18 protein-coding genes and 5 tRNA genes are annotated in these 20,134 nt (G+C 47.9%); 17 read left to right on the forward strand and 6 right to left on the reverse strand.

Annotation, left to right across the window (positions count from 1 at the left end; translation table 11 throughout):
- Positions 1-17 precede the first annotated feature (17 nt).
- Genes HHX48_RS01535 through serS form a run of 5 tightly spaced genes read left to right on the forward strand, consistent with a single transcriptional unit; the run spans position 18 to position 6,235 of the window.
- Positions 18-2,588 carry a DNA translocase FtsK gene (locus tag HHX48_RS01535; protein ID WP_191021875.1) on the forward strand — a complete coding sequence of 857 codons (2,571 nt, stop codon included), beginning with the start codon at positions 18-20 and terminating at the stop codon, positions 2,586-2,588.
- Positions 2,589-2,598: 10 nt separating this feature from the next.
- Positions 2,599-3,234, forward strand: a complete 636-nt coding sequence (lolA, locus tag HHX48_RS01540; protein ID WP_191021876.1) for an outer membrane lipoprotein chaperone LolA — start codon at positions 2,599-2,601, stop codon at positions 3,232-3,234.
- Positions 3,234-4,544 carry a replication-associated recombination protein A gene (locus tag HHX48_RS01545; RefSeq protein WP_191021877.1) on the forward strand — a complete coding sequence of 437 codons (1,311 nt, stop codon included), beginning with the start codon at positions 3,234-3,236 and terminating at the stop codon, positions 4,542-4,544. Before lolA ends, HHX48_RS01545 begins: the two co-directional genes overlap by 1 nt.
- Before the next feature lies 1 nt (position 4,545).
- Positions 4,546-4,929 carry a fluoride efflux transporter CrcB gene (crcB, locus tag HHX48_RS01550; RefSeq protein ID WP_191021878.1) on the forward strand — a complete coding sequence of 128 codons (384 nt, stop codon included), beginning with the start codon at positions 4,546-4,548 and terminating at the stop codon, positions 4,927-4,929.
- A 10-nt stretch (positions 4,930-4,939) separates the two neighbouring features.
- On the forward strand, positions 4,940-6,235 hold the full coding sequence (serS, locus tag HHX48_RS01555; protein WP_191021879.1) for a serine--tRNA ligase: 1,296 nt from the start codon (positions 4,940-4,942) through the stop codon (positions 6,233-6,235).
- A gap of 129 nt (positions 6,236-6,364) precedes the next feature.
- Here serS and HHX48_RS01560 read toward each other — a convergent pair whose 3' ends face one another.
- The 5 genes from HHX48_RS01560 to HHX48_RS01580 are packed head-to-tail and all read right to left on the reverse strand — an operon-like array spanning position 6,365 to position 8,418.
- A complete protein-coding gene (locus HHX48_RS01560) occupies positions 6,365-6,709 on the reverse strand; it encodes a TusE/DsrC/DsvC family sulfur relay protein (RefSeq protein ID WP_191021880.1) in 345 nt (114 codons plus the stop codon).
- A gap of 2 nt (positions 6,710-6,711) precedes the next feature.
- Positions 6,712-6,966: a hypothetical protein gene (locus HHX48_RS01565; RefSeq protein WP_191021881.1), complete on the reverse strand. Its 255-nt coding sequence runs from the start codon at positions 6,964-6,966 to the stop codon at positions 6,712-6,714.
- Positions 6,966-7,313 (reverse strand): DsrE family protein, encoded by a 348-nt coding sequence (locus HHX48_RS01570; RefSeq protein ID WP_191021882.1) that lies wholly within the window; start codon positions 7,311-7,313, stop codon positions 6,966-6,968. The genes HHX48_RS01565 and HHX48_RS01570 overlap by 1 nt, the downstream gene beginning before the upstream one ends.
- Positions 7,313-7,702: a sulfurtransferase complex subunit TusD gene (gene tusD, locus HHX48_RS01575; protein WP_191021883.1), complete on the reverse strand. Its 390-nt coding sequence runs from the start codon at positions 7,700-7,702 to the stop codon at positions 7,313-7,315. Before tusD ends, HHX48_RS01570 begins: the two co-directional genes overlap by 1 nt.
- Positions 7,703-7,752: 50 nt before the next feature.
- Positions 7,753-8,418 carry a Bax inhibitor-1/YccA family protein gene (locus HHX48_RS01580; RefSeq protein ID WP_139756164.1) on the reverse strand — a complete coding sequence of 222 codons (666 nt, stop codon included), beginning with the start codon at positions 8,416-8,418 and terminating at the stop codon, positions 7,753-7,755.
- Positions 8,419-8,667: 249 nt separating this feature from the next.
- Here HHX48_RS01580 and HHX48_RS01585 point away from each other — a divergent pair.
- The 12 genes from HHX48_RS01585 to HHX48_RS01640 all read left to right on the forward strand — a co-directional run bounded on the left by HHX48_RS01585 (position 8,668) and on the right by HHX48_RS01640 (position 18,152).
- Positions 8,668-8,759, forward strand: a tRNA-Ser gene (locus HHX48_RS01585).
- Between the two features lie 99 nt (positions 8,760-8,858).
- Positions 8,859-8,950, forward strand: a tRNA-Ser gene (locus HHX48_RS01590).
- Positions 8,951-9,203: 253 nt separating this feature from the next.
- Positions 9,204-11,300: a 5-histidylcysteine sulfoxide synthase gene (ovoA, locus tag HHX48_RS01595; RefSeq protein ID WP_191021884.1), complete on the forward strand. Its 2,097-nt coding sequence runs from the start codon at positions 9,204-9,206 to the stop codon at positions 11,298-11,300.
- A complete protein-coding gene (locus HHX48_RS01600) occupies positions 11,297-12,421 on the forward strand; it encodes an aminotransferase class I/II-fold pyridoxal phosphate-dependent enzyme (RefSeq protein ID WP_191021885.1) in 1,125 nt (374 codons plus the stop codon). Before ovoA ends, HHX48_RS01600 begins: the two co-directional genes overlap by 4 nt.
- Before the next feature lie 102 nt (positions 12,422-12,523).
- Complete coding sequence (locus tag HHX48_RS01605) at positions 12,524-13,222, forward strand: pirin family protein (RefSeq protein WP_191021886.1); 699 nt, start codon at positions 12,524-12,526, stop codon at positions 13,220-13,222.
- Positions 13,223-13,582: 360 nt separating this feature from the next.
- The gene (gene uvrY, locus HHX48_RS01610) at positions 13,583-14,227 is read left to right on the forward strand and encodes a UvrY/SirA/GacA family response regulator transcription factor (RefSeq protein WP_191022585.1); all 645 of its coding nucleotides are present in this window, start codon (positions 13,583-13,585) and stop codon (positions 14,225-14,227) included.
- 7 nt (positions 14,228-14,234) lie between these two features.
- Positions 14,235-16,052, forward strand: coding sequence for an excinuclease ABC subunit UvrC (uvrC, locus tag HHX48_RS01615; protein WP_191021887.1), 1,818 nt, complete (start codon positions 14,235-14,237; stop codon positions 16,050-16,052).
- Between the two features lie 58 nt (positions 16,053-16,110).
- Positions 16,111-16,677: a CDP-diacylglycerol--glycerol-3-phosphate 3-phosphatidyltransferase gene (pgsA, locus tag HHX48_RS01620; RefSeq protein ID WP_191021888.1), complete on the forward strand. Its 567-nt coding sequence runs from the start codon at positions 16,111-16,113 to the stop codon at positions 16,675-16,677.
- A 272-nt stretch (positions 16,678-16,949) separates the two neighbouring features.
- Positions 16,950-17,025 (forward strand) — tRNA-Gly (locus tag HHX48_RS01625).
- Positions 17,026-17,189: 164 nt separating this feature from the next.
- A tRNA-Cys gene (locus tag HHX48_RS01630) sits at positions 17,190-17,263 on the forward strand.
- A 56-nt stretch (positions 17,264-17,319) separates the two neighbouring features.
- Positions 17,320-17,406 (forward strand) — tRNA-Leu (locus HHX48_RS01635).
- Between the two features lie 212 nt (positions 17,407-17,618).
- Entirely contained in the window at positions 17,619-18,152 is a 534-nt protein-coding gene (locus tag HHX48_RS01640; protein ID WP_191021889.1) for a hypothetical protein, read from the forward strand.
- A 29-nt stretch (positions 18,153-18,181) separates the two neighbouring features.
- On the opposite strand, the gene HHX48_RS19005 is transcribed toward HHX48_RS01640, so the two are convergent.
- On the reverse strand, positions 18,182-20,134 hold the full coding sequence (locus tag HHX48_RS19005) for an acyltransferase family protein (RefSeq protein WP_191021890.1): 1,953 nt from the start codon (positions 20,132-20,134) through the stop codon (positions 18,182-18,184).

The following is a 20,134-nucleotide window of genomic DNA, read 5'->3' on the forward strand; positions in this document are numbered from 1 at the left end:
AAAAGAAATTTAGGGTTATGGCGCGACTTTCCGGGATTCAGCGGTTGCTGGAAGCAGGTATGATCATTGCCTGCGTGTTTGCTTTTTATTTATTACTGGCACTGGCCTCATTTCATCCGGGGGACCCCGGTTGGAGTCAGGCTGGGCTGCAACTTAATGTCCACAATTGGGTAGGGGCGACGGGTGCCTGGATCGCAGACCTGCTCCTGTTCAGTTTCGGCTATCTGGCCTATCTGCTGCCTTTCTGTTCGGCTTTTCTGGGGTGGTTTTTATTTCAACACATCAAGCATCTCGAACAGTTTGATTATCTGACAATCGGATTACGGATTATTGGTGCCTTGCTCATCAGTTTGGGCGCCAGTGGTATTGCCAGTATTAATTTCAATGACTTATTCAATTTCTCAGCCGGTGGTTTTGTTGGCGATGTGATTAGTTCGGCACTGATCCCTTATTTCAATACGCCGGGCACTATTTTGCTGTTGCTGTGTTTTTTCTGTACCGGTTTCACGCTGATGACAGGCATCAGCTGGCTGACCATCATTGATGCGATGGGCCAGCTCGTGCTGTGGTCGGGTAAAAAGGCGTGGGAGGCACCGCAACAACTGCTTGATTTTGAAGCACCGCGCCTGAGTCTGCCTACATTTGGCAGACGGTCTGCCGCGACGACTTCTGATGAGCTGGATATCACCAGTATGCGGGCAGAGCCACCTCCTGAATCGTCTTCTTTCACCGCCAGAACGGATAGTAAAGGTCAGGATAATTCACGGCCCCGCCAGGAAGACCAGCCATCAGGTGGATTTCAGGAGCGTGAAGAGCCCACGTTCGGCATACCGGATGAAATTTTTGATATAGAAGACGAGCCCCCCTTCGATATTGGTGATACGCAACAGAAAAATGCAAATGCATCGACGACTGACGTTCAAACGGCAGAGACACCCCAGCAGGAAAGTAAGCCTAAGTCCCGATTCTCTATGTCGGCAATAAAGGAGAAAGTTTCGTCGTCCAGGAACGATGGGGGAGGGCAGTCCGAAACACCCACATCACCACCTGCCAAGGCGTCTGGTCTGGCCGATACTACAGATGAAGAGAGTCAGGAGCCGATGCCTTCGTTCGATTTACTTGAACGGCCGGACAAACATGAAAATCCGATAACGCAGGAAGAGCTGGATGCGGTATCGCGACTGGTGGAAGAAAAGCTGGCTGACTTTAATATTGAAGCGAGTGTTGTTGGCGTGTTCCCGGGCCCGGTGATTACCCGCTTTGAACTTGATTTAGCACCGGGTGTAAAGGTCAGCAAAATTACCGGGTTATCGAAAGATCTGGCCCGGGCAATGTCAGCAATTTCTGTACGCGTGGTAGAGGTTATTCCCGGTAAATCTGTCATCGGACTTGAATTACCAAACAAAACCCGTGAGATGGTGCGCCTGAGTGAAGTTATTAGTTGTGAAACCTTCCAGAGCAATCCGTCTCCTTTGACGATGGTATTGGGCTCGGACATCAGCGGTAAACCGGTGGTTGTTGATTTAGCCAAAATGCCCCACCTGCTGGTCGCAGGTACTACCGGCTCCGGTAAATCAGTCGGGGTCAATGTAATGATTTTGAGCCTGCTGTACAAATCGACACCTGAAGATGTCAGGATGATCATGATCGATCCGAAAATGCTGGAATTGTCTGTCTACGAGGGCATTCCGCATCTTCTGGCTGAAGTTGTGACAGACATGAAAGAGGCCGCTAATGCCTTGCGCTGGTGTGTTGGCGAGATGGAGCGGCGGTATAAATTGATGTCGGCGCTTGGGGTCAGAAACCTGAAGGGCTATAACACTAAGGTCATGAAGGCAATAGAAACCGGAGAGCCGATTAAAGACCCGTTATGGCGTTCAGAAGACAGTATGGAACCAGAAGCGCCGGATTTGGGTAAGTTACCCAGTATTGTTGTTGTCGTCGACGAATTTGCTGACATGATGATGATTGTGGGTAAAAAGGTTGAAGAGCTGATCGCGCGAATCGCACAAAAAGCCCGTGCCGCAGGTATCCATCTTGTACTTGCAACGCAGCGTCCTTCCGTGGACGTGATTACCGGTCTGATTAAGGCGAATATTCCGACCCGGATTGCATTTCAGGTTTCCAGTAAAATAGACTCCAGAACCATTCTGGACCAGCAGGGTGCCGAAGCGCTGTTGGGAATGGGTGATATGTTGTATCTGCCGCCGGGCAGTCCTGTGCCGACCCGGGTACACGGTGCATTTGTGGATGATCATGAAGTGCATGCTGTGGTGGCTGACTGGCAGAAGCGCGGTGAGCCTGAATACATTGACGAAATTCTCAATGGTGAGGCGAGCGCCGAGGTGCTGTTACCGGGCGAGCAACCAGAAGGCGGTGACCAGGAATTTGATGAATTTTATGATGAAGCCGTGGCATTCGTCACGGAAAGCCGACGCGCGAGCGTCTCGGGTGTACAACGAAAATTCAGAATTGGTTACAATCGTGCAGCAAGATTAGTGGAACAAATGGAACAAAGTGGCGTCGTAAGTTCACCGGGGCACAACGGGAACCGAGAGGTTATAGCGCCCCCACCACCGAAGGATTAATGAATTGAGTATGACTTTACGTGCAACCCACATTCTGACCGGCATTACTGTAACCTTGCTGAGTCTTTCTTTTACTGCCCTGGCAGGCGGAGAAGATGCTGCCAAAACTGCGCTCAAGCAGACATTATCCAATATGCAGCAGTTTAAAGCGGACTTCACGCAAACCGTTAAAGATATGGACGGTGACGTTATCCATGAGGCCAGCGGAAAGCTTATTATGGCACGGCCTGATAAATTACGCTGGGAAACGCTGCAGCCGGATGAAACGCTGCTCATCGCTGACGGACGCGCTGTGTGGAACGTCGATCCCTTTGTAGAGCAGGTTACCATTATCGACCAATCCAGAGCGATACAGGATAATCCCATGGTTTTACTGACCACTGGCAGCGATACTCAATGGGATAAGTTTGATATCGCACGCAAGTCGGACGGCTCTTATATGATTACACCGGTCAATGGCACTGGTCAGATTCAGGCGTTGCAGCTGTTTTTTGAAAACGCGCGTTTATCACGTCTGATTATGCAGGATGCCCAGGCACAACATAGCGAACTTGATTTCGACAACATCCAGACTGATTTTTCCCCTGCGCTTAATCAGTTCGAAGTGACACTTCCAGATTCGTACACAATCGACGACCAGCGTTAATGTTATTTGAAGACTCCGAACCTTTCGCACCGCTTGCCGCACGAATGCGGCCTCGCACACTCGATGAATACACCGGTCAGGAGCACTTAGTCGGCGAAGGGAAACCGCTGCGAAAAATGCTTGAGGCCGGTCACTGCCACTCAATGATTTTATGGGGGCCACCCGGCACCGGTAAAACTACACTGGCTGAACTTATTGCCTCCTACACCAATGCTAATGTCATCCGACTTTCCGCGGTCAATGCTGGTGTGAAGGATGTGCGTGCAGCGATGGAAAAGGCGCAGGCAGATGCCCGATATCAGCAGCGTACCCTGCTTTTTGTTGATGAGGTGCATCGATTTAACAAAAGCCAGCAGGATGCGTTTTTACCTTATGTGGAATCAGGAACGGTCACATTTGTAGGTGCTACTACTGAGAATCCTTCATTTGAGCTAAATAAAGCTCTGTTATCCCGTGCCAGAGTTTATGTTCTGAAGGCTCTTGAGGATTCAGCGTTAAGCGACTTGCTTGACAGAGCATTACGTGAAAATGAGAAAGGCCTGGGTGAGCGACAGCTTACCTTGGAAGATGATGCACGCCGTGCGCTGATTGGGTTAAGTGGAGGCGATGCGCGCCGTTTACTTACCTATCTTGAGCTTGCCGCAGATTTTACCAGTGCCTCCCAGATTAGTCTTTCTGATATCGAACAGGCAGTAGGTGAGAAGGTGGCCAGCTATGATAAGCAGGGTGATGCTTTTTACGACCTGATCTCTGCGTTTCACAAATCCGTCAGGGGCTCAGACCCGGACGCGGCACTGTACTGGTACGCCAGAATTTTAAACGGCGGTGGGGATGCGCTCTACGTGGCCAGACGACTGCTCGCTATTGCCTCAGAAGATATCGGCAATGCAGATACCCGGGCCATACAGCTTTGTGTCAGTGCATGGGATACCTTTCATCGCGTCGGGCCGGCCGAGGGTGAGCGAGCGATAGCGCAAGCGGCTGTTTACTGTGCACTGGCGCCCAAAAGCAATGCGGTATATACCGCGTTTAAATCTGCAATGCGGCTTGCAAAAGAAGCGCCGGATTATCCGGTTCCCAATCATCTAAGAAATGCGCCAACCGCGCTCATGAAAGAGCTGGGTCACGGTGAGGGCTATCGGTACGCGCATGATGAACCGAATGCATTTGCCGCTGGCGAGGTATACCTGCCCGAGGCGTTAACCGGCACGCGCTTTTATCATCCGAATGAACGGGGAATGGAAAAAACCCTGAAAGCGAAGCGTGACTACCTTGATAACCTCAATCAGCAGAGTAACAGGAAGCGGTAGCATGATGCCGGGATGGCTTGTCTATGTTTATATAGCGACCGGTGGGGCAATAGGCGCCTGTCTGCGTTATTTTCTGACCAATCAGGTAGATTCCTGGTTTGGAAAACCAATCCCCTTTGGTACACTTGCGGTAAATATCGTCGGGTCGTTTTGTCTGGCGTTGCTTTATGCAGCGATTGAACATCATGATTTAGCCGAAAACCCATACCGCGCGCTGATTGGCGTAGGATTACTGGGTGCACTTACCACATTTTCAACATTTTCAATTGAAACACTGGCCTTGCTGGAAAACGGTTTGTGGATGAAAGCGCTTATCAATGTATTTTTGAATGTGGCGCTGTGTCTGCTGGCCAGCTGGTTTGCCATAGTAATGACGAAAGGATAAAAAGAAGCACATGTTAGATCCAAAGTGTTTGCGAAGCGACATTGAAACCACCGCCGAAAAGCTGCAGCGTCGTGGTTTTACTCTTGATGTGGATGCGTTTAATGCACTGGAGGAGCAACGCAAGTCGTTGCAAATCAAAATGCAGGATCTGCAAAACGAACGAAATGTGCGAAGTAAATCGATTGGTAAAGCCAAGGCGCAGGGTGAGGACATCGCTCCGCTGCTCGCTGAAGTAGGTGAGCTGGGTGATGCGTTGGATAAAACAAAGGCGGAATTTGCTGATGTGCAGGAACAGGTTACGGCTCTGACACAAGGCATTCCTAATCTGCCGGATGATTCTGTTCCGGTAGGAAAAAGTGAAGATGATAATGTAGAGGTCTCCCGTTGGGGGACGCCACGTACCTTTGATTTTGAGATTAAAGATCATGTCGATGTGGCTGAAAATCTTGGTAAAGGCGCTGATTTTGAGCTGGCATCGAAGTTAACCGGTAGCCGCTTTGTGGTGATGCGCGGCAAGATTGCCCGGCTGCATCGTGCGCTAGCCCAGTTCATGCTGGATATTCATACCGCTGAACACGGCTATGAAGAAACCTATGTGCCTTACCTGGTTAATCATGACAGTCTTTATGGTACCGGCCAGTTACCTAAGTTTGGCGAAGATCTCTTTCATACACAGCCTGCAACGGAAGAAGGCCAGGGGCTGTCTCTGATCCCAACTGCAGAAGTCCCGCTTACTAATATCGGGCGTGACGAAATATTTGAAGCGAAGCACCTGCCGCTTAAGATGACCGCTCACACACCTTGCTTCAGAAGCGAGGCGGGTTCGTACGGACGTGACACCCGGGGCCTGATTCGCCAGCATCAGTTTGAAAAAGTTGAGCTGGTACAACTCGTGAAGCCAGAAGAGAGCTTCGATGCGCTCGAAGCGTTAACCGGCCACGCAGAAGTTATATTACAGCGCCTGGAGCTACCATACCGTAAGATGCTGCTGTGCACCGGTGATATGGGTTTTGGGGCGTGTAAAACGTACGATCTTGAAGTCTGGCTTCCGGCTCAGGATACATACCGTGAGATTTCATCCTGCTCTAATATGCTGGATTTTCAGGCGCGCCGTATGCAGACACGTTTTCGGAATCCTGAAACCAATAAGCCAGAACTTCTGCATACACTAAACGGCTCTGGTCTCGCGGTTGGACGAACCCTTGTCGCTGTACTTGAAAATTACCAGCAAGCAGATGGCAGTGTGACTGTCCCTGCTGCGCTGGTGCCTTACATGGGCGGCGTTACGCAGATAACGGCCGATTAAGTAATCAAGCCCGTTCAGTTGGAGAAGCCCGAGGCATGTGCGTCGGGCTTTTTAGTTGAACGGGCTTCATATTTCAGGAATACGGCTGCAGGGCAGCAGGGTACTTATTATTCTTTCACTGTCTCTGATTCAGAGACATTTTGCTGGCTTGGGTAGACCTGCCAGCTTGGTCGCTTGCTTTGCCGGCCCTCTGGGAAACAGGCGCTGTAAGTATCTGCTATTACCCTTTTCCGGCCCATAGACTTGTTTCATGGCATTGACCAACGCCCGAATAGCCGGGCTGGTGTCGTATTCCAGGTAAAACTCACGAACGAACCTGACCACCTCCCAGTGCGCATCGGTCAGGCTGATACCTTCCTGCTCAGCAAGATGGGGAACCAACGCTTCATCCCAATCTGCTGTATTGAGCAAATAACCGTTTTTATCTACAGGGATTTTCTGTCCCTGCCATATAAATGAAAACTCATCAGTCATAATTACCAGCTAACCCATGTTTTGTTTTCAGCAGACAGACTCACCAAGCTGGCAGTACTCAGTGTTTTGAATACCGAGGTGTCAACCCCCCGAGTTTGCGCATCAGGTTGATAAACCATTACATCAATCCCCAGCGAGCTTAGACGGTGCGCCAGATAAATGCCGTCACCGGTCAGAACTGCTGAGACATTACTTATACTGCGCAGTATAGAGATCCTGCTGTCGCTCAGACTACTTTTTGAAATTGAAATAAGCATCAGAATGTCACCACATGCTCTGCGTGCTCAAAAACAGCAGCGATTTGTTTGCCAGTGAGCTGCTCAAACCTGTTGTGATCAGCATTTACAGCGCGTAATCGAAGAGACGATTCGCACACATACAGCTTTTCAACGTCGAACAGAGGTAGCGCTTTCAGCCGCTTAGACACAGATTTAATACCGTCCGGAGTATGTTGCTCTGACTGCCACATCCATACTGCATCATCAGAGAATAAAGCGATAACCTGGTGCCCGTAATTCGTGGCTGAAATAGCAAAATCGAGACCTTCGCTTATGAGACCGGAAGCGTAGGGCGATGAGGTAAAGTGAACCAGAATCGTCGCCATCAGAATTGCACCAACTGATCACATTTGTGTAACTGCGTGAAAAACTCGCCCAGTCCGGCCTGTTCGAACGGTGATGTTATGGTAGCCATATCAATGCCGGCTTCGTTGGCTTCGATCTCACTGAGTAAGCCCCGTTTAACTGCTGCAGTCACACAGACCAGTAAAGAGCATTGTGCCATTGTCTGAATACGCTGCCAGCGATGATGCCACTGATATTCATCAGAAGGAAGCTGTACCAATGCGTTGGCATGATGCGTTCCTTCGCCGTAGAAAAAGATATTCTTAAGCGTTTGTCCCTGCGCTATTAACTCACTGGCAAATGCCTGAGCAGCGACAGTTTTGGTGATTTCAAAAGGGGAATGCGTAATGAGTAACGAATAGACTGCCATAAAAATAAAAACACCCCGACGAAGCGGGGTGTCTTCCTTAACTGTAACGATTAATCGTCGCCACCGAAGGCACCGAGTAAGTGTAGCAATGATGTGAACAGGTTATAGATGTTCAGGTACAGTGCTACGGTCGCACGGATGTAATTTGTTTCACCACCGTGGATGATTCTGCTTGTATCAAACAAAATCAGACCAGACATGATAAACACTATAGCTGCATTAAGCGCCAGGCTTACAGCTGGAACAGCAAAGAAGATGTTTGCTATACCGGCGATAATTACCACAACTAACCCAACCATTAAAAAGCCACCCATAAATGAGAAGTCTTTCTTAGTGGTTAGCGCATACCCCGACAATGCAAAGAACACCAGTGCTGTTGCACCTAATGCCTGCATGATCAGACCCGGACCACCAAACTGGAGATAATACTGTAATGTATAACCCAGTGAAGCACCCATCAAACCTGTAAAGGCAAATACCCAGTAAATGCCTGAGGCTGATTCAGCTTTTTTCTGAACGACAAAAAGCGTTATGAAAGCACCTATCATCATACCCAGCGACGCCATCGGGCCAACGCCCACTGCCATCGCCACGCCAGCACAGACCGCACTGAATGCCAGTGTCATAGCCAGTAGCATGTAGGTATTACGAAGTACCTTGTTTGTTTCCAGCACCGACGGCTGAGATGTATTAGCATACATCGAACGGTTGTCCATCTTTTCCTCCAACAGGATTAACTATCAACTAAATCAGTCAATTGATTCTTTGAGTCCTTTTTATGGGTTTTGGTTCCCGAATTCAAGTGTTTGTCACAGATAATTGTACGAAAAAGGGCGCTGGCCGGATGTAAATTAAAAAATTGTTTACTCCGTCAACATTTTGCCTAAATCACCAGCAGTTAACCCTTTTTTTTTAATTAACGCTTTACAGCCCTAAAAATTTCATTAAGATACGCATCACTTCTCGGAGAGATGGCAGAGTCCGGTTGAATGCACCTGACTTGAAATCAGGCGAAGGGTCAAACCTTCCGGGGGTTCGAATCCCTCTCTCTCCGCCACATTTTGTATGTGGTAGTGACAAGCATAGTATAGCAACACTACGGCATACCCGATACATGAAGATGTATCTCTCACTGTTGTGAGGCACAATCAGTTCTGGAGAGTTGGCAGAGTCCGGTTGAATGCACCTGACTTGAAATCAGGCGAAGGGTCATACCTTCCGGGGGTTCGAATCCCTCACTCTCCGCCATTATACGAAACCCACCTCTTGGTGGGTTTTTTGTTTCTGGTTACATCACACTTCTGGTTCCTGATGGTGGGACATGAACGAATCTTCATACAATTTTGCCCCCCTGCTACTAAACTGATTCGTAAGACAAAACGTAGTCTTAGCAATCACACCTATAACTAATTCTGACCCCATCACATCAGCACATTACGCCGTTCAGGCTTTGCGCATAACGATGGTGGTGATAAGCGGATGATTGTCGAGAGGAAGTTGCATGAGACTGTTGCACACCCCACACCTGCGCGCGGGCTCTGTTGAGAAAAAGCGTGAAGAGATACTGGCCTACTTTGAAAACACCAGTGACACCTATGAAAGCCTGTTCAGTAATTTAAAGAATGATGATGCGTTTTATGAGCGTCCCGAACCGCTGCGTCATCCGCTAATATTTTATTACGGTCATACTGCTACCTTTTTTATTAATAAACTAATGCTGGCAAAGCAGTTAAATGATCGGGTAAATCCTGACTTTGAATCGCTGTTCGCAGTGGGTGTTGATGAGATGAGCTGGGATGATCTTAATGATGAGAATTATCACTGGCCAACGGTAGATGAGGTCAGGACGTATCGGCAGGCGGTCAGACAGCTTGTCACCGATCTTATTAAAACACAGTCATTCACCATGCCCATTGACTGGGATAGCCCGATGTGGCCAATTCTGATGGGTATTGAGCATGAACGTATTCATCTGGAGACCTCCTCAGTGCTGATTCGTCAGCTGGCGCTTGAACATATTAGTCCTCAGCCGGCATGGCGAGCCTCGCAGGTCCATCACGATGCACCACATAACAACTTATTGCCTGTGGATACCGGCGTTGTTGAAAACAACAAACATACCCAGTCAGAGTATTACGGATGGGATAATGAATATGGTGAGCAGCGCGAAGAAGTGTCTGCGTTCAAGGCGTCGCAGTACCTGGTCAGTAATGCTGAGTTTCTTAGTTTTGTGGAGGAGGGGGGTTACGCCACAGATAAGTACTGGGAGGAAGAGGGGTTAGCGTGGCGCCAGTATACACAAGCTACGCATCCTGTATTCTGGCGTAAAACCGACAACGGGTTTCGCTATCGGGCTATGACTGAAGAAATGCCACTGCCACTTTCCTGGCCGGCAGATGTTAACTATCATGAAGCAAAAGCGTACTGCCACTGGCTATCAGAAAAACAGGGCAAACCCATACGTTTGCCTACCGAGAACGAATGGCAGCGTTTGCGTGATACTGCCGGGTTTGATGAAGCCCTTTTTGATGAAGGTATGAATATCAACCTTAATAAAGCAGCGTCGAGCGAACCGGTAGATATCAACCGTCACGGCGAGTTTTATGATGTTGCCGGCAATGTATGGCAATGGACTGAGACGCCTATTTATCCGTTTGACGGCTTCCGTGTTCATCCTTTGTACGATGACTTCACTACACCGACGTTTGACAATAAGCATAATTTAATTAAAGGCGGTTCGTGGGCGTCAACAGGCAATGAGGCCACCTGCAACAGTCGCTATGCATTTCGCCGTCACTTTTTCCAGCATGCAGGCTTTCGTTACGTAGAGTCACCTGAATCCATTACGGTGAATGATTTTGACTATGAAAGCGATACCCAGGTCTCGCAGTACAGTGAATTTCATTATGGTGATAGTTACTTTGGCGTACCAAATTTTGCCAAAGCTTCTGCAGAGCGTTGTTTGTCTTACATGGACGGCAAGCCTGCTGGTAAAGCATTAGATCTGGGCTGTGCGGTAGGGCGCAGCGCCTTTGAGCTGGCACGAAGGTTCGAGCATGTTGATGCCATTGATTTTTCTGCTCGCTTTATTAAAACCGCATTCACCATGCAGGAACGCGGCGAGATACGCTATCACCTGATTGATGAAGGCGAACTGACGACATTCAAATCACGTAAGCTCGCTGATATGGGGCTAGCCCCATACGCAAAAAATGTCCATTTTGCACAGGGTGATGCTTGCAACCTTAAACCACAATATACCGGCTATGATTTGATATTTATGGGCAACCTGCTCGACAGAGTTTATTCGCCCCGTAAGCTGTTAAAAGATATTCAGGAAAGACTGAATGCTGGCGGTATATTAGTCATAGCATCTCCCTTTACGTGGCTGACGGAGTACACTGAACGTGAAGAGTGGCTTGGCGGATATAAGGAAAGTACAGGAGAGTCACTCAGCTCTACTGATGCGCTGGACAGAGTTCTGGATAAATGCAAACGTATTGACGGTCCACAGGATGTGGAGTTTGTGATTCGGGAAACGAAGCGTAAATTTCAGCACAGTGTGTCTGAGTTCAATATTTTTGAAAAACATCCATGAGCATATTCATCGAGCGGGAGGGAACCGGCTCACTGAAATATGAAGGTGTAAAGCAAAAGTTTGGCGTCAGTTATCCGGACATGGTTTCGATGTGGATTGCGGACATGGACGTTGCACTTCCACCGGCAGTGCAGGGGGCTATTAATCACTGTATCGCCTCATGTGCGGTAGGTTATCAATCTGTGCCCATTGAACCGGCCGTCGTCAAGTGGCTGGCAAAGGAGGGGACGTATATTGAGCCTGATTGGATTGTGCCCTGCAGTGGTGTGCTCAGTACACTCTATCTGACGCTGACGCTTTACAGCAAACCGCACGCTAAGGTCGCGGTGATATCACCAACCTACAGCCCCCTGTACGATGCGGTGCGTGATACAGGGCGAGAGCTTCAGGTAGTGCCTGCACATCAGGATATTGCAGGCAGATGGTCACTGGGGGTCGAAGATATCGACCCGGATTGCAGTATGCTGTTGTTGTGTAATCCGCAAAATCCTACCGGCCACGTATGGCGAAAAACACAACTTTCTGCCATTGCAGATTATTGCCGGCAGCACGGTATCATGATTATCTGCGATGAGATTCATGCCGATTTTGTGTTTGAACAGCCGTTTTTTTCACTTACCACCAGCATGACGGCGTGTTGTGACAACATCATTGTTTTACGTTCAGCGTCAAAGTCCTTCAATCTGGCTGGAATCGACAATGCAGCTTACGCGGTCAGTGCCAGTCCGCAGATAAGAGATACGCTTCGCAATGCATTAGGTCGCCGTCACCTGGTGCCAGCACCATTAGCGTGTCATGTATTAAATACAGCGTACAACGCCTGTGACGACTGGTTTTCGGCAATGCTGGCCGCTATTAGCAGCAATCGAAAATTGGTGGCTGACGCCAGTTCAGAATTGCCTGAAGCACTGGCGCTGCATTTGGGAGAAGGAACATATTTTGCGCTTTTGGATGCGCGACGGTTATCCGACGACCCCGCGCGGACAATATTAAACAACTATCATCTTGCACTGGGTCAGGGCGATGAGGAATTTGCGCCCGGTTTATTCAGGCTGAATCTGGCCACATCACCAGGCAGAGTACAGGAAGTCATGGAGCGTTTGGCTGGTCATTCTGTTTAATAGAATGATTTGTGCAATATATCGCAATTTTCATTCTACGAATCTGGCTCTACACTTTGGTTATCGCATGTTGCTATGCACCTAATTGAGCAAGGGGGAAGGATGGAATATATCAGACGCGCTGAGTCACGGGGGAATGTTGAAATCGACTGGCTGAAAAGCCGACATAGTTTTTCGTTTGGTCACTATTACGACCCGGCGCATACCGGGTTTTCTGTACTCAGGGTCATAAACGATGATGTTGTGAAACCGGGCTACGGCTTTGATACGCACGGCCACCGGGATATGGAAATTATCACGTATATTATAGACGGTGAGCTTGAGCACAAAGACAGTCAGGGCAACCAGGCCATTATACCAGTGGGCGACATCCAGAGAATGAGTGCCGGTAAGGGCATTCTTCATTCTGAGTTCAATCCGTCAGATACGGTACCCACGCACCTGTTGCAAATCTGGATCATGCCGCAGCATCACGGCATCCGACCTTCGTACGCACAAAAGACGATTACGCAGGAGGGAAAATTGTCACCTATAGTGACGCCAGAGGGCAGTGATACGGCGATTTCAATAAATCAGGATGTTACATTGTACAAAATGGTCCTGGATGACAAAGAAGACGTCACAATTTCGACCAAAGGCCGCAGTGGGTATTTGCATGTTATTAAGGGGCAGCTGGCAACCGCTGAACATACTTTTTCTGACGGCGATGGTTATGGCGTCTATCAGGTCGATGATGTTACGTTTACAGCCTCTGAGCGCGTTGAAGCTTTATGGTTTGACTTGCCGCCGATTGGGCAATAAAAAAACAGGCTGATGATGTGATGTCATCAGCATTTCCTCTGTATCACAACTTCACGAGTGTAAAGCTCTATTACCAAAGGCGGGCATGCGCTGTGTTTCTGTTACCGCCAACCACTTCCAATTCTGCATCATGATTTACTATACTGGGTAGTCAATGCAGATAATGGTTGTTACACCGAACAAAAAAGCAGGTTTAGCTTGTTACAAATTGGCGTTTTTATCTGTGTCTCAAATACGGCTGTGGTTAATTAAAGAAACCACCTAAGTACTTCACACCATAGTGAACCGTGGTATGATGTTTTCGCTGTGAACCTACGCGGCGCACATCAATGATTATATAGACTGTCGGTGAGTAAGAATTTGATAAAAATTATTCTGGTAGATGATCATGAGTTAGTCAGAACAGGTATCAGGCGTATACTTGATGATGTTAAAGACTTCTCGGTGGTGTCAGAGGCAAGCAGTGGCGAAGATGCAGTTGCGCTTTGTCGTCGCAATGCGCCAGATGTTGTTCTGATGGATGTCAACATGCCCGGTATGGGCGGTCTTGAGGCGACCCGTAAAATTTTACGGATGGCAGAGAGCACCCGTGTTATTTGTTTGTCGATGCACAAAGAGCATCCCATTCCAGCCCAGGTTATGCAGATTGGCGCGTTCGGCTTTTTAACCAAAGATGCTGAACATGAAGAAATGATCCGCGCGATTTATAAGGTTGCCTCGGGCCAGAAATACCTGGCACCGGACATCGCACAAACTATCGCCATCAGCAAATTATCTGCAGATTCAAATAACCCCTTTGACGCTTTATCTACCAGAGAGCTTAATATTGCCATGCGTCTGACGCGCGGCCAGCGTGTACCTGACATTGCCGAAGAGCTTTGCATTAACGCTAAAACGGTAAATACCTACCGGTACCGGATGTTTGAAAAATTGGGTGTAGCAACGGATGTAGAGCTGACACATCTGGCTTACCGGCACAAGCTCATCGATCCTAACGCGTTTTAAGGCTGTAATGGCGACCTTTGACTCTGCTGAATTTTTAAAACATCTGACTAATCAGCCCGGCGTTTATCGCATGTATAATGATCAGGCTGAGGTTATCTACGTCGGTAAAGCCAAAAACCTGAAAAAGCGGGTATCCAGCTATTTCAGGATGCAGGTGGATAATGCCAAAACCCGATCGCTGGTGAATCAGATCGCGGATATGGATGTCACGGTGGTTAACAGCGAAACCGAGGCATTCCTGCTTGAAAACAATTTCATAAAGAAATACAAGCCTCGCTACAATGTGGTGTTGCGAGACGACAAATCTTACCCCTTTATATTCTTATCTGATCACGAGCACCCCCGCTTATCTTTTCATCGGGGGCCACAAAAACGCAAAGGCGAATACTTCGGCCCTTATCCCAGTGCCTGGTCGGTGCGTGAAAGTCTACGCTCAATGCAGCGTATTTTTCCCGTTCGACAATGTGAGGACAGCTATTACCGCGCCAGAAGCCGGCCTTGTTTGCAATATCAGATGCAACGCTGCAGTGCACCGTGTGTAGAGGGCTATGTTACCGATGAAGAATATAACGAACAGGTGAATCTTGCCCGCCTCTTTCTTAAAGGAAAGAACCAGCAGGTAATTGGTACGCTGGTAGAGCGAATGGAACAGGCTTCGATTGATTTGAACTTTGAAGCTGCTGCACGCTACCGGGATCAGATTGGCGCATTACGTAAAGTGCAGGAACGTCAGTGGGTAGCAGGGACGCAAGACGAAATGGACGTTTTCGGCTTCGCTGTAAAAGGCAATATGGCCTGTATCCAGTCAATGTTTATTCGTGACAGACAGTTGTTAGGCAGCAAGGCGTTTTATCCCAAAGTGCCACCCACCGCCACCGAAGATGAAGTTTTTGAGTCTTTTTTCCTGCAATTTTATCTGGCAGGTAATAAAGTGATCCCCCGACAAATTGTCATTCCTAATACGTTGAGTGATGAAGCAGCAATCATGGATTTGCTCAGTAGTGAAGCGGGTCACCGGGTAAAACTTTTCAAAGGTGCGCGCGATGAAAAACGCCGGTATCTGGAGCTTGCGCAAAGTAATGCACAAAGTGCGTTAGATGCGCGCTACGTCGAACAGAAATCCGTGCATGCCAGATATCTTGATTTAGAAGAAACCCTTGAACGAGAATCGCCTATTCAGCGTATGGAGTGTTTTGATATAAGTCACACATCGGGCCAGCAAACTGTGGCATCATGTGTGGTGTTTAATCGGGAAGGGCCGTTAAAGGCAGATTACCGGCGTTATAATATCGAAGGAATCACGCCCGGTGACGATTATGCGGCGATGGCACAGGCGCTCAAGCGTCGCTATAAGACAGTCAGTGAAGTCGCCAAAATTCCGGACATATTATTCATTGATGGCGGCAAAGGGCAACTAGCCCAGGCGGAAACCTTTTTTGAAGAGTGGCCGGATGAAAAGCGACCGATGTTAATTGGTGTGGCTAAAGGTACAACGCGTAAGCCGGGCCTGGAGACGCTTATTCTGGCGGATAGTCACGAAACTATCCCGATGGAGAGTCATGCACCGGCACTGCATTTAATACAGCATATCCGCGACGAATCGCACCGGTTCGCCATTACCGGGCATAGAAATCGTCGACAAAAAGTTAAGAATACTTCTACATTAGAAGGTATTCCGGGGATAGGGGCAAAACGCAGACAGGCACTCCTGAAATTTATGGGGGGCTTACAAGGCCTTAAAAAGGCAAGTAAAGAAGAAATTGCGAGTGTTCCGGGCATCAGTCGGGATCTGGCTGAGACAATATACGACCATTTGCATAGCTAACGCTTTGTATTGAAATGGCTTTGCCGCTGCCATAAGTGGTGTTAACAGAGAAGTTATTATGTGGACAGTACCCAATATCATCACTCTATTCAGAGTTGTTCTTATTCCCGTTTTTGTGATTGTGTATTTCCTTGATTGGCGCTGGGCACATGAAACCGGTGCATTTATATTCTGGCTGGCCGCCATTACCGATTGGTTCGATGGTTATCTGGCACGCAAGCTAAAACAGTCAACACCGTTTGGTGCATTTTTGGATCCGGTGGCTGATAAACTGATTGTGGCCGCTGCGCTGCTGATGATTACGCATACCTATGCCACGCTTTGGATCACGATCCCTGCCATCATTCTTTTAATCCGCGAGGTATATGTCAGTGCCCTGCGAGAGTGGATGAGTAGCCAGGGCGTACGTGAGCTGGTGCAGGTCTCCTTTATAGGTAAAGCCAAAACGATGACACAAATGCTGGCGTTGATTGGATTATTGTCGGGGCTGGAAACGTTTATGGGCTTTCCTATTTTCTGGGTAAGTCTTGGCTACATTCTGTTGTATGTCGCTGCCATTTTGTCGTTATGGTCAATGTGCAGCTATACGATCGCCGCATCGAAACATCTGTCTGGAAAGGTTTGATTTAAAACATTGTTTGTTCAATGTGCAAAATGCATAAAAAACTAGCAAACGGTTATAAATCTAAGAATTTACTGCTATTTAATATTGACAGTTGATGAGGGGGCGGTAGAATGCATCCCACTGTTTCGGGGCAGCACAACACGCTCACTGAGACAGTGTTAATTATGCGGGAATAGCTCAGCTGGTCTAGCACATACCTCGTCACGAAGTGATTGCCAAGTTTGGCAAGTGACGAAGAGATAGATCAGATAAGTTAAAAAACGCAAAAAAGCGCGGGAATAGCTCAGCTGGTAGAGCACAACCTTGCCAAGGTTGGGGTCGCGAGTTCGAATCTCGTTTCCCGCTCCAAACTTTAAATAGTTTGGTTGGATTCAGATGTAGGGTAAACATTTCATCGCGACGGGTCGCGACAACGTGGTTGCCAGTTACGCATCTTGTTTCCCGCTCCAAACTTCAATGTGTTTGGTTAGATTCAGATGTCAGGATTACATCTAAGCTAATCCTTACAATATGGCGGAATGGCAGAATGGCTATGCAGCGGATTGCAAATCCGTCTATCTCGGTTCGACTCCGGGTTCCGCCTCCATATCGCTGTTAAAGCACACAGGTACCATACCTGCACCAGGCGAAAGCCGACCCAATGCCCGGGTGGTGAAATTGGTAGACACAAGGGATTTAAAATCCCTCGCTCGTTAGAGTGTGCCGGTTCAAGTCCGGCCCCGGGCACCATTTTTATTTCTTATCTTTTTATTATTCTTATCTGAAGTTCGCCTCAGTATTGCGTTTTCCGTATTTTAATAACCTCCTGACTACTGTATTTCAAATAACGGCGTACTCCATTCATAAGTGTAACTCGCTCTATATTTGCAATCTTCTACTGTCTGTGGAATCTTTAAAGTAAGTTGTCTTTGGATGGACATCTTTACTCAATGGAGAGAGTGATGAGGCGTACAGTAACGATACTTCTCACATCGATAACTGCCTTGTCTTCGCCTGTAGCCGCGCAGCAAGCTGATGATGACATCGAAAACATCGAAGTCATCGGGCAAAAGCCCCTGAGTCTTTATTTCGAGATAAGAAACGAAAAGCGCGTTGCTTTCATGCAAATGTTTAACAAGCTTGTCGATAACAAAGATTTAGCATTTACCTGTAAGCGACGGACTCGCAGAAATTCGCACATTAAACACGAAGTGTGTAAAAACAATTATGAGTGGCGTATCTATCAGGAAATCATGCAGGATGAGATTAATCGCGGAAACGTAATGGGCGCCAGCGCGGTAGCCGAGATGGGTAACGCTGAGCAGCGAAAACTAAAGAAAAAGCTGGTTATCAAAATTCAGGAAACGCTGGCCTCGGACGCAGCGTTCAGAGAAATTTATCGTCAGTTTAAAGCTGCTGACAGGACGTATAAAAAAGCGCACGTGAGAAAGTTTGGTGTGTTAAGTCCCGCAGCGTCAAAAGACAATGAAGACTAAATTTTCCCAGCACGAACTTATCGACGTAGCTAATCCACGATCGCCTGTTCTTTCAGGTGCGTCCAGAGCCTTTCACCAAACACCTTTTCTCCGTGCTGACTTAAATGCCGTTTGTCTGAGTAAGTCAGGGCCCCATCAATGACGAGATCATCCGGGTATTCAAGCTGCATTCCCTCAAACTTTGAAATATAGCGGATGCCAGCGTCACTTAGCTTATTGCCAAGTAGTGTGTCCAGCTGCCTGGCACGTTCTTCGGCAACCGGTGATCGGTATTCTGCCGCCTGCTGCTTCAGTGATTGCCGATAATCCCAGTCTACAGGATTTTTCGTGATTGGCGGCAACATGCCTATCACAGCAACATTCAGATTGTAATCAACGTTGAGCGATGTCAGATAGCGCACGAGATCACTGACATATTTTTTATTAATTTCATTGCCGTTTTTATCGTGAATATCATTGTTCACAAACAAACGGTCCGGCGTTTGAGTATATAAAACCAGCTTAATTGCATTACCGTAATTAGTGGCAAACTGACGAAAATCTTCGTATTGGCAATGGGGAAGATCCCTTGGGTTCCCGTTATAGCCGTGTGCTCTACACAAGCCCCGGGAAACGCTGACAATGAATTTGTGCGGGCTGTTTACGGCAATCGCATTATATAAATCCATGCCGTGACTGCCGCCTATAATAAAAATAGCCTGCCCGTGTTGCTGACGGCACTGTTCGAACTTCTTAATAAATGCTGCATCCAGTACAGGCGACCAGAATTTGCAGGGTTTATCGACCATCGGCTGACTGGTATGCGAGGCGTAGGCGGTAGCAAGCGTTTCAAACCTCGCCATGTTCTGCGGTTCACTATATTTTCGTATCTGAACATTGTTTATGAATAGCACTCCGATGATACCTGCGACAAAGAGTCCTGCTGTGGCCGCTTTAAATACCTGAGGGCGGATAAACCGTTGTCGATTACGAAAGGGGGTCTCAATAAACCGGTACGAAAGCAAACTCAATATGCTTGTAAGTACAATACCCACCAGCGCCATTGGTACACTAAGATGACCATCGGTATAAATTCGTGTCAGAGCAAATACTGGTTGGTGCCACAGGTATAAACTGTAACTGATAACACCGATTTGGATGAATACCGGGATGCTTAAACACCGGCCTGTCAGGTTGTCACTGTGAGCAAATAATAAGACTAACACAGTGCCTGCGACCGGCAGCACGGTAAGAAAAGAAGGATGAGCGGTCTGAGGGGTAAATCCGATATAACTGGCAATAATCAGGAAAACGCCAAATACCGCCAGTAGATTCGATACGTTTTTACTTATTTTATCGATATAGCGGCCCGAGAACATGAGACTGGCCAGCGAACCTGCCATCAATTCCCAGGCCCGGCTGGGTAAAAGATAAAAATTGCCGGATGGGTCTGCTAGCTGCCACACCTGTGCTATAACCAGTGAAACCAATAATATCAAGGCTATCGAACATGCAAACCATCGTCTGCCCAAAGGCGCTATCCATAGAGCTAGCAGCGGGAAAATAATATAAAACTGTTCCTCTACCGCCAGGCTCCAGGTGTGTAACATGGGGCTGAGTTCTGAGGTTGTGCCAAAATAGCCTGATGTTTGCCAGAAATAGAAGTTTGAAACAAACGTGGCGACACTGACGAGACTGGCACCATAGTTTCGTAATGTCTCCGGGGATTGGGTGACAGCCACTAAAACCGGTGTCGTTAGCGCAGCAACAATAAACAGGGCTGGCAGTATTCGGCGTGCTCGCCGTTCATAGAATGAGGTTATTGAAAATGTGCCGCTTGCAATCTCTTTTAACAAAATAGATGTGATGAGAAAGCCACTAATAACAAAGAAGACATCAACGCCTAAAAAGCCGCCTGATAATCCACTGAAGCCTGCGTGTAACCATATGACCGGGACAATCGCAAGCGCACGCAGTCCGTCGATTTCATGCCGATATTTCAC

The organism is Salinimonas profundi (genome assembly GCF_014750655.1).
Classification (GTDB): Bacteria; Pseudomonadota; Gammaproteobacteria; order Enterobacterales; family Alteromonadaceae; genus Alteromonas; species Alteromonas profundi_A.